Source organism: Shewanella sp. M-Br (genome assembly GCF_036245925.1).
Lineage (GTDB): Bacteria > Pseudomonadota > Gammaproteobacteria > Enterobacterales > Shewanellaceae > Shewanella > Shewanella oncorhynchi.
Genome location: NZ_BJBV01000006.1, coordinates 173,447 through 190,641 on the forward strand (window position 1 = coordinate 173,447; position 17,195 = coordinate 190,641).

General features: G+C 43.6%; 16 protein-coding genes. 2 read left to right on the forward strand and 14 right to left on the reverse strand.

Annotated elements, in window-relative coordinates; genetic code table 11:
- Nucleotides 1–215: 215 nt before the first annotated feature.
- From AAA952_RS06910 to AAA952_RS06920, 3 genes are all read right to left on the reverse strand, one after another.
- The gene (locus tag AAA952_RS06910; protein WP_338255550.1) at nucleotides 216–3,272 is read right to left on the reverse strand and encodes an SMC family ATPase; all 3,057 of its coding nucleotides are present in this window, start codon (nucleotides 3,270–3,272) and stop codon (nucleotides 216–218) included.
- On the reverse strand, nucleotides 3,269–4,414 hold the full coding sequence (locus tag AAA952_RS06915; protein WP_263198220.1) for an exonuclease SbcCD subunit D: 1,146 nt from the start codon (nucleotides 4,412–4,414) through the stop codon (nucleotides 3,269–3,271). Before AAA952_RS06915 ends, AAA952_RS06910 begins: the two co-directional genes overlap by 4 nt.
- A gap of 383 nt (nucleotides 4,415–4,797) precedes the next feature.
- The gene (locus tag AAA952_RS06920; protein ID WP_028760428.1) at nucleotides 4,798–5,571 is read right to left on the reverse strand and encodes a TSUP family transporter; all 774 of its coding nucleotides are present in this window, start codon (nucleotides 5,569–5,571) and stop codon (nucleotides 4,798–4,800) included.
- Nucleotides 5,572–5,727: 156 nt separating this feature from the next.
- Between AAA952_RS06920 and AAA952_RS06925 the strand changes: the two genes are divergently transcribed.
- Nucleotides 5,728–6,615, forward strand: a complete 888-nt coding sequence (locus AAA952_RS06925; RefSeq protein ID WP_113938830.1) for a LysR family transcriptional regulator — start codon at nucleotides 5,728–5,730, stop codon at nucleotides 6,613–6,615.
- Between the two features lie 153 nt (nucleotides 6,616–6,768).
- Here AAA952_RS06925 and AAA952_RS06930 read toward each other — a convergent pair whose 3' ends face one another.
- From AAA952_RS06930 to AAA952_RS06950, 5 genes are all read right to left on the reverse strand, one after another.
- Nucleotides 6,769–7,164 (reverse strand): ribonuclease E inhibitor RraB, encoded by a 396-nt coding sequence (locus tag AAA952_RS06930; protein WP_105252914.1) that lies wholly within the window; start codon nucleotides 7,162–7,164, stop codon nucleotides 6,769–6,771.
- A 22-nt stretch (nucleotides 7,165–7,186) separates the two neighbouring features.
- Nucleotides 7,187–7,417 (reverse strand): RNA-binding S4 domain-containing protein, encoded by a 231-nt coding sequence (locus AAA952_RS06935; RefSeq protein ID WP_028760431.1) that lies wholly within the window; start codon nucleotides 7,415–7,417, stop codon nucleotides 7,187–7,189.
- Nucleotides 7,418–7,491: 74 nt separating this feature from the next.
- Complete coding sequence (locus AAA952_RS06940; RefSeq protein WP_338255555.1) at nucleotides 7,492–8,028, reverse strand: GNAT family N-acetyltransferase; 537 nt, start codon at nucleotides 8,026–8,028, stop codon at nucleotides 7,492–7,494.
- A gap of 83 nt (nucleotides 8,029–8,111) precedes the next feature.
- Nucleotides 8,112–8,390, reverse strand: a complete 279-nt coding sequence (locus AAA952_RS06945) for a peptidylprolyl isomerase (protein ID WP_028760433.1) — start codon at nucleotides 8,388–8,390, stop codon at nucleotides 8,112–8,114.
- 171 nt (nucleotides 8,391–8,561) lie between these two features.
- Nucleotides 8,562–10,391 (reverse strand): DUF885 domain-containing protein, encoded by a 1,830-nt coding sequence (locus AAA952_RS06950; protein ID WP_338255558.1) that lies wholly within the window; start codon nucleotides 10,389–10,391, stop codon nucleotides 8,562–8,564.
- Nucleotides 10,392–10,470: 79 nt separating this feature from the next.
- On the opposite strand from AAA952_RS06950, the gene AAA952_RS06955 reads away from it, so the two are divergent.
- Complete coding sequence (locus tag AAA952_RS06955) at nucleotides 10,471–10,980, forward strand: diguanylate cyclase domain-containing protein (protein WP_028760435.1); 510 nt, start codon at nucleotides 10,471–10,473, stop codon at nucleotides 10,978–10,980.
- Between the two features lie 70 nt (nucleotides 10,981–11,050).
- Here AAA952_RS06955 and AAA952_RS06960 read toward each other — a convergent pair whose 3' ends face one another.
- Genes AAA952_RS06960 through AAA952_RS06985 form a run of 6 tightly spaced genes read right to left on the reverse strand, consistent with a single transcriptional unit; the run spans nucleotide 11,051 to nucleotide 16,008 of the window.
- Entirely contained in the window at nucleotides 11,051–12,298 is a 1,248-nt protein-coding gene (locus AAA952_RS06960) for a tetratricopeptide repeat protein (RefSeq protein ID WP_338255561.1), read from the reverse strand.
- Complete coding sequence (locus AAA952_RS06965; RefSeq protein WP_113938835.1) at nucleotides 12,298–12,924, reverse strand: energy transducer TonB; 627 nt, start codon at nucleotides 12,922–12,924, stop codon at nucleotides 12,298–12,300. The genes AAA952_RS06960 and AAA952_RS06965 overlap by 1 nt, the downstream gene beginning before the upstream one ends.
- Nucleotide 12,925: 1 nt before the next feature.
- Nucleotides 12,926–13,330: an ExbD/TolR family protein gene (locus AAA952_RS06970; protein ID WP_028760438.1), complete on the reverse strand. Its 405-nt coding sequence runs from the start codon at nucleotides 13,328–13,330 to the stop codon at nucleotides 12,926–12,928.
- Nucleotides 13,331–13,343: 13 nt separating this feature from the next.
- Nucleotides 13,344–13,871, reverse strand: coding sequence for a MotA/TolQ/ExbB proton channel family protein (locus AAA952_RS06975; RefSeq protein ID WP_081729046.1), 528 nt, complete (start codon nucleotides 13,869–13,871; stop codon nucleotides 13,344–13,346).
- Nucleotides 13,871–15,226 (reverse strand): MotA/TolQ/ExbB proton channel family protein, encoded by a 1,356-nt coding sequence (locus AAA952_RS06980; protein ID WP_168823674.1) that lies wholly within the window; start codon nucleotides 15,224–15,226, stop codon nucleotides 13,871–13,873. The genes AAA952_RS06975 and AAA952_RS06980 overlap by 1 nt, the downstream gene beginning before the upstream one ends.
- Nucleotides 15,226–16,008: a DUF3450 domain-containing protein gene (locus AAA952_RS06985; protein ID WP_263175947.1), complete on the reverse strand. Its 783-nt coding sequence runs from the start codon at nucleotides 16,006–16,008 to the stop codon at nucleotides 15,226–15,228. The genes AAA952_RS06980 and AAA952_RS06985 overlap by 1 nt, the downstream gene beginning before the upstream one ends.
- Nucleotides 16,009–17,195: the final 1,187 nt, after the last annotated feature.

Here is a 17,195-nt window from a genome sequence, read left to right on the forward strand (position 1 = left end):
TGAGGGAAGCCCGAATTTTTTCCAACTTATATCAAAAAACCGATTATGACAAACGCTATTTCACTCTTTTGTTGCACCATTAATGAAAAACATGCGCTAGTTGGCATTTCCAACTCACTTTGTGTGTATTATCCGAATGTTAAACACACAGGAGATACAATAAATAACACTTATAAAACAATTTGTTATTTATCGCACTCTGTGAGAATGAGCAACTAAGGCAAAACTATCGTCATTTCGCTCCCATGTGAGGTTTTATTGATGTCGATGCGGGTATTTATCTGCTCTTTCATTTCCGACACGTGCGAGATCACCCCTATCATGCGGCCAGAGGATTGCAAATCCATCAGGGTCCGAATGGCCAGTTCTAAAGAATCTTGATCTAAACTGCCAAAGCCTTCATCGATAAATAAAGTATCGAGTTTAATACCACCAGCATAGGCTTGCACGACATCAGATAGGCCTAACGCCATAGATAATGCTGCCATAAAACTTTCACCACCGCTTAAGGTGGCCACAGGACGCACTTTGGAGGTATAAGCATCTTCTACTTCCAATTCGAGCCCGGAAGCTTTGTTACCCTTGGCCCTATCTTCCTTACGTAGTAAACGATAACGCCCTTTGCTCATTAGGTGTAGCCTGTGGCTTGCCTCTAACAACACATCGTCAAGCAGTACGCTTAACACAAAACGTTGCAGACTGATCTTATTACCTGTATTTCCATTAGCGACATCTGCAAGGGTGCCAATAACCGCATATTCATCTTCCAAAACCTTAGCTTTTGCATCGGCAATACTCAGCTGGGTTTGGGTTTGCATCAGTAATACTGTGCGAGTGTGAAGCAACTGCCATGCCTGCTCGGCAGCGTGTAATGCTTGCTGCGCGAACTCAAGCTCAGCAGCCAGCTTAATGCTATCGGGTAGTACTTTATCCTTAAGCTTAAGCGCTAACTGCTCGCACTGTGCCTTGGTCAAAGCACTGCGCTGCTGGTAAGCCTCAATTTCGCTGGCTAATGCACGCTGTTGTTCTTCATCCAGCATGGCCTCAAATAAGGCCTGTTGATCGGCAAAACCTGCTGCGACTAATTGCTGATTGAGTTGCTGCTGTGCACGCGTTTGCTGGGCTAATGCCGCCTCAGCAGCATTTTCAGCACCATTAAGTGCCGCTTTAGCCGCAACAAAAGATTGGCCAGTCTCTTGTTGGAGCTCCCTAACACTAGTGATCTGTTGCTTAATTTGGCTGATACTTTGCTGATTTTGCGCGATTGCTGCAGTTAAGGCCTCAAGCGTTGCAAGCGCAGATGGAACACTTTGCTGCATGTGCGCTAACTGCCCCTGCAATAGATCCACTTTAGATTGCAGTGCACTGTCGTGTGTTTGTCCTTGCTCTAGCTTTTGTTGTAGATGCGTTTCCTGTGCGTGCAACAATGCAATCTCTTGCTGTAACAGCTGTAACTGCTGATGGGCTTGCTCCGCTTGAGTGAGTGAGAAAGCGTATTGCGACAAGGTATGTGTATGTTCGCCTAAAGGAATATCAACCGCAGTGCCCAATTGGACCGCGAGATCTTGTGCTTGCTGTTGCAAGGTTTCTAACTGCGTTTGTAGCCCACGATATTCCGCTCTGGCTTTGCTCAGGATTTCTTGAGCATTCGTTTCAGCCTCTAGTGCTAATTGCAGCGCTTCATCACTTGGGAGCGGCTCTTGACTTTGTGCTGGCTGTGGATGTGTTTGGCTGCCACAAACGGGGCAAGGTTCATCTTGCTGTAATTGCCGCGCTAAAATAGCGGCCTGCCCTTGGTGCCAAGTCAACAATAAGGCTTTATATGCAACCTGTGCTTGCTGATGCTGAGCACTGAGTTGTCGCCCTTTGACTTTAGCCTCAACAAGTTTTGCCTGTGTCGACGATACCCTTGCCGCCACTTGTTGCCATTGCTGATAGGTAGACAATAACTGCTGTTGCTGCTGATGCGCTTGTTGCAATGAGAGGCGAGTTTCGCTGTTGGCCTGTAGTTGCGGCAGAGCGGATTCCAATTCACGGCGTTTTTGGACTACGGTGGTTAACTCATTTTTGCTGTTCTGAAGTTGTGTTTTCGCGCTAATGAGCTGCGCTTGCTCTTGTTCAAGGGTTTTATTAAGCCTATCCAATTCCCTGAGCTGCGGCCCTAAGGCATTCAGTTGCTGTTTGACCTGTTCCTGTTCGAGTAACGACGCTTCCAACACGGGCAAATCAGCGGCCTTAAGCTCTGCGTTATCGAAGGCTTGTTTAGCATTGATTAATGCTGTTTTCGCATGTTCAAGGGAAAGACTTGCCGCCTTGGCTTCCTGCTCACGGGCCACAAACACCTCAAGCATGGGTGCCAAGTGCTGCGCCTGTTTGGCCAAATTCAGTTTGTAGGTTTGCGCAGCCATGTTTTCTTGCTGTGCATCAAGCGCTACTGCCATTTGAGTTAAGGCATCAAACTGCGCAAATTCTGCCAATAAATGCTGGGCGGCATCGCTGGTTTTTATCACCCATTGTTGCTGCTGTAATGCTTGTTCTTTCGCACTTTGGGCAGTTTCAAGTTCTGGCGTGAGCTGGGCTAATTCACAGCTAAGCTCGTCATCGGATGCTAAACCCGCACTTTGTAAAATGCCATCACGGCGACTGCGTTGATCTTTCACTAAGGCGCGGATATCTGCAGCCTTACTTTTTAAGGAATCTTCAATACGTCGGTATATATGCGTTTGAAATAGCTGACTAAATATCAGTTCTCTGGCTTTAGAGTCTGCCATTAACAATTCGCGAAATTTTCCCTGCGGCAACACCATCACTTGGCGAAACTGCTCCACATCGAGGCCAGTTAAGGCTTCAATCTCAGCGGTTGCCTCAGAGACTTTGCTCGCTACCAGCAAACTTTCATTACCCTCGGCGTCTATCTTATATAACTGAGCTTCGGGCTTCTGCACCGTTGAGCCGTCACCGCTTTTTTTAACCCTGTCTTGCTCTGGCACACGGCGAATACGATAACTGCTATTACCCAACTGAAAACTAAAAGTGACTTCTGTTAGCAGACTATCATCGGCCATATCGCAGCGCATCTGGCTGCCTTCACGCTCATTACCAGTGGTTTTGCCATAGAGGGCAAAGCAAATACCATCGAGCAAGGTCGTCTTACCCGCACCTGTGGGTCCATTGATCAAAAATAACGGATTAGTCCCTAAGGCCGTAAAATCAAGTTCTTGAGTCGATGCAAAGGGGCCAAAGGCTGACATGGAAAGGCTAAGTGGTCTCATGCTTGGCGCTCCTCATTGTGTAGCTTAGTCAGGAGTTCATCCATCACGGCTTGCTGTGCTTGTGTTAATGACTCGCCGGACACTTGAGAGAAAAAGTCACGGAACATGTCCATCTCGCCTTTTTTGATATGATCTCGGCTCAAGGTGACTTGTTGCTGCCCCGCCATCAGACCAGTCCGCTCTAAATGCAGCACATTAGGGTAAACGGCTCTCAATTTTCCCATAGCATCTAAAATGGCATGTTTATCAAGGAGTCTGACCATAAGGTAGTCCTCACGCTTGATATCCGTTTTACCTTGGGCGAGTAATGTGGCTAACTCCCCTTCTAAGATACGGACATCGCGTATCGACGTTAAAGGCAATAAACTAATTTTAATCGGCGTTTGCGCGCTAAGTTCGACTAAGGTCACCGACTTATGTTGATGTTGTTCGCTAAAGGAATACTTCAAAATCGATCCTGAGTAGCGCACATGCTCTGCACCTTTGTATTGCGGTCCGTGCAAATGCCCAAGAGCGACATAATCAAACTCAGTAAATAGCGTTGGCGATATTTTATCGGCGCCACCAATGCTCAGTGGCCGCTCAGATTCTGACTCGCTACCACCATCCAAAAAACAATGGCTTATCACCACTTTAGGCAAACCTTGGCTATCGTGCTGGCGTACTTGTTCAAGCAATAGCGTCATTGCGGCCTCATGGCTTGCCGCCTCACACTCAAAAACTTGGCGCACTGTGGCAGGTTCGGCATAGGGCAAGGGATAAAACACCACATCACCGCTTGAACTCGATAAAGTAATGGGATGAATGTCAGCACTCAAAGGCCCAATAATATGTAACCCACTTGCCGCCATTTGTTTTGCTGCAAAACCTAAGCGCTCGTGACCATCGTGGTTACCCGCAATCATAATGACTTGCAGGCCTAAATCATGCACTAAGCGGTTAAGCACATCATCTAACAGTGCGACCGCATTTGCAGGCGGAATCGATCTGTCATAAATATCCCCCGCCACAATCACGGCATCCACCTTGTGTTCATCCGCTAGAGCAATAATTTGCTCGAGCACAAAGACTTGATCATCCAGTAGTGATTGATTGTGTAATTGACGACCTATGTGCCAGTCCGAGGTGTGGATAAATTTCATAATCGCTCTTTTAAAGAAGTGGTGGCGCTAAACCCGAGCGCACATGCCGCCCGTCGATGCAAAATAAGACTGGCAAGATAGACACTGCACTTATATCAATCGGATTAAATATGTACACAATATTTAAAATACACACCAAAACAATAAGAAGCCTAAAAAGTGTATTAAAAATGACAGGTAATACTATTCAAAAAACTTGAAAGAGTACACCTAACTCAAAGTAGGATGAGACGTTTTAAGTCGTCATTTGGCGGATCTTTTGGGTGATATCCACCTCGGCTTAACTTTTGAGCCAAGATGGACGCCACTAAGATACACTCATGCGCAGCTTAAAGAGCGTCTATTGATGAGTGAGTTTTATAAAATGCTTAATATCAAAGAGTTTACGAAAATAAATTATATTGGCTCGCCAAAAGTTTAAAACTCATAGCAAGGGACATAGTCACCACCAATGGCTTGATAATCTTTGTACCTTTAGTGACCACGAGACGAGAACCCAAGGTTGCGCCAATCGCTTGCCCTGCCAGCATGACTAATCCTAATAACCAAATCACTTTTCCGCCCAAGGCAAAGAAGATCAGCGAAGCAATGTTAGTGGAGAAATTAAGGAGTTTTGCGTGGGCAGTTGCCTTCGCCAAACCAAACCCCGCTAACGACACAAAGGCCAGCGCAAAAAAGCTCCCAGTACCAGGGCCAAAAAAGCCATCGTACAATCCCACGCCCAATGCCGCAGTAAAGGCAAATGCGGTAGGAGTCAGCACTTGATGTTTATCATCTTCAGAAATCTTTTTCGAAAATAAAAAGTAACAACCAATAGCCAAAATCAAAAAAGGTAACATCAACTCCAGCACTTCAGTATCGACGAGTTGAACTAGAATCGTACCTAATGCCGCACCGATAAATGCACAAATCAAGGCTAACTTAACGGATTTAAGATCAACCAGCCCTTTACGGACAAAGTACAGACTCGCAAAAAAACTGCCGCCACAGGCCTGCAGCTTATTTGTCCCTAAGGCAACCGCAGGCGGCAAGCCTGCCCACATAAGTGCAGGAATGGTCAGCAAGCCTCCGCCACCGGCGATTGAGTCAATAAAACCAGCCACCATAGCGACGGCAAAAAGTATCGCTGCGATTTGTAGAGTCAGTTCAAATTCCATGATGATTTATTATTCTTCTGATAAAAAAGAGAGTGATTGCCGAACATTAGACTGCGTTTGCCAAATAAACGCAAAGGAGTTATTGTCGGCACAGCGTGAGATAAACTCACACAAAATCCCGAGTCCTGTTCTGATTTTCCAGCAGTAGGAAATAAAATGTTTGCCGAACTACCGCCCCTCAATTCTCTCCGTGCCTTCGAAGCCGCAGCACGTTTACAGAGCATGACATTAGCCAGCAAGGAGTTGCATGTCACCCATGGCGCAGTCAGCAAACAAATCAGAGTATTGGAGGATTATTTAGGTTTTGCGCTCTTTGTACGCTTACACAAAAAAGTCGGTTTAACCGATGAAGCCAAACGCTATTTACCCCATGTTCAAGCCGCTCTGCAGACACTATCTAGTGCTACAAGTGACTTGCGCCGTCAGCCCACTAAGCCGCAAACCTTAGCCATCAATGTGCTGCCAAGCTTAACCATCAATTGGCTGATTCCAAGAATGGAGCAGTTTAAATCCCGCCATCCACACTTGTATGTCGACTTATCCATTGGCGACTTTGCCGTGGATTTTAGCCAAGGTCGTTATGATATTGCGATCCGTAGTAGCACTGTTATCCCTAAGGGCGCGAATTATATCAAGCTGATGGATGAGGATTTATGCTTAGTTTGCGCGCCTTCGTTAGCCCCGAAACTCCAGCGTATCGAAGATATTAATCATGTCACTTTGCTTAAACACACCACCAGACCAGAACTTTGGGAGTATTGGGCGGAAAAGGTGGGTTTAACACTCACCCAAGCACAAACCTTTGGTGTCGAGCATTTTTATATGTTGAGTCAAGCGGCAGCGAGTGGCATGGGCGCAGCACTTATTCCGCGATTTTTCATCGAAGAACAACTGGCACATGGCAGCTTAGTCATCCCCTTCGACGCCCCCTTTACCAGTCCCTATCGATATTATTTACTCACCCCAAAATCCCCAAGCCTGCCGTTAAAAGCTCAAGCTTTTATCGACTGGTTATTAGAGATTTTTGCGCCCTATCGTCATTAATCTGCATTAAGCCTATCTCAGTTCAAGCGAGGCACAATAACGCTATAAGTGCCAAACGAAGCTATTGAGATCACTAACTGAGCGCAGAAAAACACCAATAAAAAACCACCCAAAAGGTGGTTTATTAGATTCAAGGCTTAAAGCGCATCAGAATTAGTGATTGCAATGCTCACCGTGAACATGGTCATGGTCATCATCGTCCATAAACTCATCGTCACCGTCTTGATGTTGCATTACGCCCCAACCGTCGGTCATGCCGCCGAATTCGGCAGCAAAATCATTTAGCATGACTTCTTGTTCAACCAATGTATCGTACTCAGGCACCATATTGAGACAAACAATGATTTCCCACTTACCAAGCTCATCATTCAGATTCAGCTCAAGCTCGCCTTCCAAGTCAGAATTTGTTAATTCTTCTAACGCAGTTTCAGCATCGCGTTGGTCATCAAAAACCAAAAAGAAATCAACATCTAACTCTTTAGTTAAATCGATTCCCGCTTCAGCCATTGCGGCCAGCATTTTACCATTGTCATCATCTGGAAATTGCATTTCTTGCTCCACTGTTTCAGGCTTATTCTGCCGCAATGATTTGAACTGATTCACCATTAAAGCTGACGATGTCGCCCGCGATAATTTTTTTACGTTTACGAGTTTCAACTTCACCATTCACAGTGACTTGACCTTCGTCGATAAAATGTTTGGCTTCACCACCCGCATTGCTCATGCCTTGCACTTTTAATACTTTGTACAATTCAATGAAATCTTCGCCAGAATGCAAAGCCAATTGATTAATTTGCGCCACTTAATACACGCCTTCTAAAAATAAACCTGCGGCATTATACCAGCACAGTACAAAATTCGCTGAAGATAATTTGGCTAGAGACGTCTTTCATCGGCGAGTAGGCCAAAGGCTGATTCATCGAGCCAGTTTTCACCTATTTTGAATTGCTGCCTGAGCAAACCTTCAAGCCGAAAACCACACTTTTCGAGTACTCGTGCCGATGCGTGATTATCTTTAGCACAATGGCCAACAAATTTATGTACATTAAAACTTAAACAAGCCCAATCAATGACCGCCATTAAACTCTCAGTCGCATAACCTTTACCGTGGCCCTCGGCCGCCAGTAAATAACCCACTTCGGCACGCTGTTCCTCGAAACTTTGACAATAAAGGCCCGTTAAACCAATAAACTGCCCAGTATCAACTGTCTCAATCACTAAGGTCAGCCAAACACCAGAACCGTAGAACCAAGTATCAGAACGCTGCTGAAACTTACTGCGGATCACCTCTTGCGACTCTGGAACGCGTACAAAACGATTAATCTCAGGATCGTTATGCAGTGCATAAAAATGTTCCCAATCACTATCTTGTAAGCTCCTGAGCTTCAATCTATCAGTGTAGAGTTCCAGCATAGTGACTCCGTGATGAGCATATAAAACAAAACGGCAGCAAACGCTGCCGTATCAAACAAGCTGTATTAGATAAGCGGCAAAACTTACGCGCGGCTGGTCACTTCAAGTAAATGAAAGCCAAATTGCGTTTTCACGGGTCCTTGTACTTCATTTAATGGTGCACTAAAAACCACTTCATCAAACTCTCTGACCATCATGCCAGGACCAAATGACCCCAATTCGCCGCCTTGGGCACCTGATGGGCAAGAAGAGTGCGCGCGAGCAATTTGAGCAAAATCTGCGCCTTCCATTATTTGCTGTTTCAGCGCTTGACACTGCTCTTCACTGCTGACTAACAAATGTCTTGCTGTTGCCTGGACCATAGTAAAACTCCTGTAAGGATCATGAGACATTTGCCCCAAATATCATTGAGTTCCCACTAAAACATTCGTTTTAACAGGTTTGGAATCAACAGTATAAAAACTTTCTGTTGAATAAAAAAGTCTTAAAATGCCGTCACTGACAACAAAGTCAATTAACGGCATCTTACACGGCTAAGCTTGTTTCGACGCAATCCAACGATCGATCTTGTTTTCCATGACCGCCATGGGTAATGAACCCGAGGTGAGGATTTGATCGTGGAACGCTTTAAGATCAAATTTATCACCCAAGGCTTTTTCTGCGCGGGCACGCAGTGCCAAAATCTTCAACTGACCGACCTTGTAAGACAAAGCTTGACCAGGGATCGCCATGTAGCGCTCCACTTCAGCGACTATGTCACTCTCAGCCATAGGCGAGTTGTCTTTCATGTACTGAATCGCCTGTTCACGACTCCAACCTTTAGAATGAAGGCCAGTATCAACCACTAAGCGCATTGCCCGCAGCATTTCATCGGAAAGCTTACCAAAATACTGGTAAGGATCGGTAAATAGCCCCATCTCAATCCCTAAGTATTCAGCATAAAGTGCCCAACCTTCCTCGAAAGCGGTATAACCGCTGAAACGCTGGAACTCAGGCACACCAGTCAGCTCTTGTTTGATCGCGATTTGGAAGTGATGCCCAGGAGCGGCCTCGTGCAAAGATAAGGTCGTCATCCCCCACTTAGGCTGTGCTTTGAGGTTATAAGTGTTGATATAAAACACCCCTGGACGGCTACCATCCACCGCAGGCGCTTCATAAGAGGCACCCGCTGCTGATTGTTCTCTAAAACTTTCAACCGGCTTAACCACATAATCAGCCTTTGGCATCACATTAAAGTAGTTAGGCAATACATGATTGATTTTATCTTTTAATACCATATAGCCATCAATCAAGCCTTGGCGATCGCTATAGAAATACTGCGGCTCTGAAGATAAAGACGCAAAAAACGCCTTCAAATCGCCCTTAAAACCGACCTGCTCACGCACCTTATCCATCTCAGATAAAATTCGCGCCACTTCACTTAAACCAATTTGATGAATTTCATCCACAGACATAGTGGTGGTCGTATGTGAGTTCGCCAGATGCTGATACCAAGCTTTACCGTTAGGCAAACCTGACCAACCATCAGTCGCCCGCGATTTAGGTAAATAGGTTTGCTTAAAATAATCGCGTAAGTTCGTTAACGCTGGCACGATACGTTCGGCTATCATGGCTTGATAACGGGTGGTCAATTCCGCTTTATCTTGCTTTGAAAAACTCTCGGGGAAATGCTGGATTGGCGAGTAAAAAATACTCTGAGTCGCATCCGTCGTTAACATAGCATCTAACTGAGGAATAATGCGCTCTACCAACACTCGAGGTAGTACCACTTTACTTTCAATACCTTGATTCATACGATTTTCAGCAAGTGCGACCCACTTGATGAAACCATCGACTCTCTGTTCCCAATTACGATAATCTTGGACAGTCTTAAAAGGTTGTGCACTTTCGCCACTTCCCAGCTGCACCATAGTAATGACAGTGCTATAGAACTGGCTTATCGGCATAAAGCGTGAAGGGAAAGTTTCGTCTACTAACGCCATATCACGGTCATAGACGAACAGGTCATAACTCAACTGTAGATCCGCAGGCAGTTGCTTTGGATCTATCGCACGCACCTGAGCTAAATAGTGAGTGTTAAGATCATGACGAGCCTTAAGGTAATCCTCAGTTAAATCTCCGCCGAAATCGGCGTTATAGTCATTAACGCCGACAAAAGTGGCGTAGATGGGCTCAAGCTTTAGGTAATCTTTAAAATAAGCATCCACAAGCGCTAAATAACGCTGCTCGGCCGTTTGTGTTTCGCCCTGCACTGCTGTCATATTAGCCGAGCTATTTTCTTGAACTGCAGTGACTTCAGGTTTAGAACAACCTTGAAGGGTGAAGATTAACGCTATCGAACCTGCCAATAAACCCAATTTCATTTTAATATTTCTCCTTTTTGGCCCGCTATTGCAGAACTGTTTCTATACTTAGTTCAAGGTCTGCTATCGGAGTTAATCTATGATCTACTCGTTCCGCAACTCAGGTTTCAGGGATCCAGAAACTGGAGTCTATAACCAAACCTATTTCATGGAAGTATTCAACCGAGAATGGCATCGTCACATGAGAGACCACCAAAGCTTGGCACTATTGTATCTGTGCCCTCACATTCATGAAACCGTCAAACAACCCCATTTACTCGAATTCTTTACTAAACAAGTGCAAGAAGCGTTATTAAGAGCAACAGATATGATTGCTAGGCTAGATCACAATCACTTTGCGTTGGGTTTGTTCAATATAGATGAGGTGGGGACGGAAGTAGTGTTAAAACGAATAGAACAACAAATATCTGACTTTAATCAAGATTTTGGTAAACATCATAAACTGACAATCGACTATAAACTGGCTGCCTGTATTTGCCTACCTACACAGGAAAGTAAAATAGAGTCACTCTTCAGTAATGTCAGCCAACTTTCACAACAGCTTGAAAAAAATCATGATCAATCTCAAGCTTTAATCCGCTTACAGTAAATAGGTTTATTGATACCAAAGAAAAAGCCCCTTTCGGGGCTTTCGATTCAAACACTAAACTGCGAAGTAATTACAGCGTGATATTATGCATACGTGCTTTCTCTTTAATATAAGAGATATAGCTATTTGCACTCTTCTGTGTCTTCTTATCATTAGCAGCTAACACTGCACGGTTATAAGCCGACTTATACTGTTTCAAACTTAAATGAGCCAAAGCTAATTCAAAGTTTGCTTCACCAGGATGATCAATACCCATTGATATGGCTTTTTCAAGCACAGGGATCGCAGCTGTATATTGTTCATTCAAGTTTAATAAGCGACCTTGTTTCAAGTAAGTCTTGCCATCATTGGTGATGGCTGCAGCTTTACCGTAATACTCAGCAGCTTGCTTAAACTCTTTCGCATTTTGATAGAAACCCGCCAAAATCTCTAAAGACTTAGCGTCCTCAGCGATCATGCCTGATTTCATATGTTTCTGATAAATTTTAGCGGCTTGATAAGGAGCACCTTTTTGTGCCATTAACTGCGCTAAACGCGTAATGTTGCCCGCGCTATCTAAGAAACCATTTCTATAAGCCAAATCGTAAGTTGCAAGAGACTTGTCATAGTCTTCAACCATCAAATAAAACTGTGCTAATTGAACCCACAATCTGCCATCATCCGGGAATAAAGGCACCATGACTTCTAACACGCCAACAGCTTTCTTGTACTTCTTCTGATTGAAGTAAGCTGTCAGTTTCATTTGATACAGACCTTTGTCAGGAGATTCAGCTAATGAAAGACCTTTGTCGGCCACTTCAATCACTTTATCCCACTGTTTAAGTTCTGAATGCGCAATACCAATACGGCGATACATTTGAGAATCGGCTTTACAAGTAAATTCCATCCACTTGTAATAATAAGGAATCGCTTCCTTAAACTTTTTCTCTTGTAATAGCAAATCAGCATAAAGACGCATAGTTGCAGCATGATCTGTACCACCTAAAATATCAGCTTCAACAGCTTGTTTTAGGTACTTGATCGCGGTATCCATTTTGCCTTTCTCGGCATAAAAGTTACCCAACATACGTGCAACATAGGCTTTGTCGAAGTCGTTCTTGGCATTTGCCTCTAGCAAAATAGCAATAGCTTCATCGACCTGACCATTGGTATAAGCTTCAAATGACTTCTGAACTTTCTTCGCCGCGCTTTCACCCACAGCTTTAGATTGACGTTTGTCGATAGCACACTTTTCTTCTGCGACTGCAGATGAAAGAGTTAATGAACCGCCACAAACAGAAAGCAATAATAGAACTGCGATTTTATTAACATTACGCATTATTGGTTGCCTCCTTTATCTAAGGTGAAGTCTAGTTGTACTGTCATACCAGGTTGTTTCAATGGCTTGCCATCAACAATCTTTGGCTTGTACTTCCACTTCTTCAGTGCACGAATCGCTTCTTTATCAAATAAGCGTTTTGGTTCTGCTTGAATAACTTCAACATCGTCGATACCACCGAGTTCGTTAATGGTAAAACGAAGTTGTACCCAACCTTCTTTACCATCACGCGCCGCAGCAATTGGATACTGAGGTTCGATACGAACGATAGGTGTAGCATCACCATCGCGAGTCATCATATTGCCTAATTTAAAACCACCTGCTGAGTGACCTCCTGCTTCTACACCACCCATATTGAACGACATTGCTGTGTCAATATTGCTCGAAGATTCTGGCGGCGTTGCCTCAGGCTTCTGTGGCTGTTCTGGCGGTGGTGGTGGCTTAGGCACTACCCTTGGCTTATTCTGTGCTTTTGAATCCTGTCTATCCATAGTGATTTCAATTACAGGGGTCTCGGCCGATGTTTCGCCGCGCTGTGCGCCGCCACCGACCAAGAACGCCATAAAAGCGAACAGACCAAAAGTCACAGCAGCACCAATAATGATCGATACTAGTGCTCTTAGCATATTAATCGTTCCCCGCAGATACCGAAATTTTATCTATACCAGCCGCTTTGACTTGGTCTAGAACTTTAACAACTAAGCCATGCGTTGCGTCTTTATCTGCCTGAATCAATACCGCAGCTTCAGGAGCTTCAGCTAACATACGTTCAACGTTTGCTGTTACACGTTCGATATCAACCTGACGGTTTTCCATCATGATCACGCCTGTTTTACTGACGCCGATAAAGATGTTAGCCGAAGGCTTTGAAGTCGCTTGCGAAGCTTTGGGTTTGTTATAATCCAAACCAGAAGGTTTCACAAATGACGTTGTTACAATGAAGAAGATCAACATGATAAACACGATGTCGAGCATCGGTGTCATATCAATTTGCGCTTCCTCGTCTACACTGGAATGCTTTTTACGTGCCATGTTCAATCTCTCTCTAGTGGTGCGGCATGCTGTCTTTTAGCTTTTCTAAACTGATTTTCATTTTTACATCCAGACGAGTACTAAAGAATACTCCCGATAATGCTGCAACCATCCCCGCCATCGTGGGCATAGTCGCCATTGAAATACCAGCCGCCATTAAACGAGCATTACTCGTCCCCTGAACTGCCATCACATCAAACACTGAAATCATACCGGTTACGGTACCTAACAAACCTATCATAGGACAAATAGCTACTAAGGTTTTTATCATCAGCATACGTGCATTCAAATCTTGCTTCGCTTGGGACAGCCAAGCTTCACGGATACGGTGTGCGTACCAAGAGGTGGTTTCCTCTCTAGAATCCCACGCAGATATGATAGCTTTATGTTGCTTTGGTGATATCCAATTAAGATACCAATAACGCTCAAGCATCAATACCCACATTAAGAACAATACAAACGCAACCAACCAAAGGACGTTTCCTCCAGCGGCCATGAAGCCCCTGACGGAATCCCATATGTCCATCAGGTATAGCATCATTAGTTAGCCCTCTTCTCAGCATGTGCGGCGATAATGCCGGCACTTTGCTCTTCCAAAATTTGGGTGATTGATTTGCTACGCGCAACGAGTATTGCATGTAGTAACATCAGAGGCAGAGCCGCAACCAGACCTTGCACTGTAGTAACCAGAGCCATAGAGATACCACCCGCCATCAGTTTAGGATCACCAGTACCGAACAGTTGGATACTTTGGAAGGTCGCAATCATACCTGTTACTGTACCTAGCAGACCTAACATTGGGCCGATAGCTGCAATGACTTTCAAAATTGAAATTCGAGCTTCTAATGCAGGCGTTTCTTTCAGAATAGCTTCATCCAACTTCAACTCTAATGTTTCAACATCAACATCTTTGTTTTCATGGTAAACCTTCAAGATACGACCAAGGGCATTGTTACCTGGATTATCAACATTTTTAGCTTGGCGTTTAACTTTTGCACCGATAGCTGCCAGCACAATGAAACGCTCAACCGCAATTAATAAACCAATTGCAAGTAATATCAGAATAATATAGCCAATGGTACCGCCTGACTCGATACGATCTTCCATGCTAGCTTTGTTAGTAAATATGTTTAACAGTACGCCACGAGCAGGGTCAATATAGAAAGGTGCTGTACCAGAAGCCGTTTCTTCCCATTTAGCAACTGCGCTAACTTGGTAGCCTTCAGGTTGTTGAGACAGCTGTTGTACTAAACCTAATTCAGGGTTATATACAATATATTTACCATCAGCCGTTAAGTTATAAGCACCAATACGATGAATAGTCGTTGTTTTCACGCTACCATCAATTTCGGTAACAGAACCTTCAAACTTAACCACTTTGCCAGATTGCGCCATTTCAAATAGCTGCTCTTGCCAGAATTGTTCTAACTCTTCAATTTTTGGTAATTGCTTACGGGCACCTAAATCAGCAATAAATTTATCGCGATTTGGAAATTGAGCACTGATGTTTGAACTTGCCAGTTTACCTGCGAAATCGCCAGCTTCACCTTTAACTACACCAAACATCTCACCCAAGTCACCTTGAGCCGTTTTTAGATCTTCTTCTAACTGAGCAATTTTACGCTCGTTATCTAAAAACGCTTGGTTCAAATCTTTACCACGTTGCTTTTCAGCAGCCAACGCATTTTTTTCTTTTTGCAGTAAAGCGGCCTTATCGCCACGCTCTGCTTGGAACTCTTGCTCACGCTTGCTGTTGACTTTACCTTCTGCAGCGCGTTCAACTTTAACTTGTTGCAATAATTGGTCAATTGACTTAGGCGCATCAGCAGCGCTCGCCATACCAGCAGTTAAAGAGAAACTTGCAGCCAACACAGCTGTAGTAATTAACTTCTTCATTATTGTGCAGTCTCCGCAGCAGGAATTGGTAACGCGAATAGATCTAGAGCGCCTTGTTTACGGGCAATGCGGATACCTTTGGTCAGTTCACGCAAATAGCTGTCATCTAACTTATCCCAACCCTTAGATTCTGGGTTGTACATCCAGCCAGTCTTTTGATCTAAACTCTGTGCATAAAGAGCAACACGACCTAAGTTAAAGAAGTCAACCAACACTTCTTTACCATCTAGGTTTAACTTACCTTGGTTAACGGCAACAGCACTACCATATTCGCGCTCAATACTATAAGCATCAAGAATTAGACGGTATTTTTCTGCTAGTGTGACTTCGGCAGTATTAAGGAGTCTTTTCAGCTCATTAACACGATTAGTACGTATTTCAGAATTAAAAGGTAAATCTAATTGAACAAACTGTTCTAATGATTCAACCATTTTAAACATTAATGGCACAACACCTTGGCGAAGTTTATCAACACCATTGATGTCACCCTGCACTGAATCCATTGTCTTTTGTTGATCAGCGACTAAGCTTGCAACGTAATCGTTATATGATTTCAGTGATTCGCGCTCATCTGCGACAGAACCATACTCAAAAAGCATGTCTTGTGCTTGATCGAAATACTTATCAACGTTCTTTTGCGACGCAGCAGCATCAGCATGGATCATACTATCCGCTTTCTGCACGTCGGTAAGAGGATCTGCAACTACTAAGTTGCTGCTCGCTAATGCCAGCACGCCAACAAGTGCAGTAGCGATTTTTGTTCTATTGCTTACCTTGGACATAGTTCCCAACCAATTTGAAGTGAATAAAAAGGTTTAACTTACCAGCAACATAACGACAAGGCATAAATACTTGCCGAAAAAATTCCTGTAAGTTCGTCTTTCTCTTGTGATTCTTAGTTTTTTCTTCCCTTTCCTACGCCCTTACAGGCATAGACCCGCTGGCATCATTTCACAAAATGTTGACCTGTGTCAACATTTCAGACGACTAAAAACTAGTGTAAAGAAGCGTTAATAATGAAATTTTTTACGAAAGGTGTTTTTTTAGGCGGAAATGAATCTTTAGGGTTATTATTATTTGTGTTACAAAATATAAAATCAATTTAAAACCCATAAAATCATAAAGATAGATCACTCTCAACTTTGTGTACTCCGTTTGTTAAAATTAACATTTTTTAACATTGAAGCAACTCGAGTAGATGTTCTTTACTCATATTCCCCGATAAGATTTACTTAACTTGAACTCGGTGTAAGAACATCAGAACTAGCGGCACCGTGTAATAAAATCTTTCGACCTCAAATAACCCCATCACACAGAAAGCCTTGACACAACAAGTTAGTAGGAGTGTTTTGTGATATCTATGATGTTTCCGTTGTTTTCATCATGAGACAGAAGAAAACTTTATTAACTGAAGAGACGCACTGACTGCTTCACAATGAATGAAGTGATGACCACCATTATCTTCTTCCTAATACCCACCATAGTGTTTTCAAAAATGTCTACACTGGCTAACTGACTCCTTTTTACAAAGCAGCTTTCCTAAATTTACTCAATTACCCCGCTTTTCTTGGAGAAATGTCTAGGATCTGTTGCTCTTTCGAGAGTGATATTTAGAGACATAGCAAGACGTTATTATTTGTTTTACAAAAAAACTAATAACTTCAAGCCATGCCAAGATTTATGCTAACTGATACACAGGGAAAAGCTATTTCATTTAACTAATGAAAAGCATAGGCCATGTTTATGGTAAACCTGAATATAGGCAAAAATTCAAAGGCATTCTTTATCTCCTTCGACAATTATTCCTTTGCAAGGTTTTCCCAAAGAATTCGATCATTGGAGTACAATCTTTAGACAGCTTCATTTATTGTCTAAAAAAGCATGTGGGCTTACCTATAAAAAGCCTTAGCTAGACTTGCTAACATAGGATTAGTCTTTATCCATGACTCGATCGTGCGCGTACATCAGT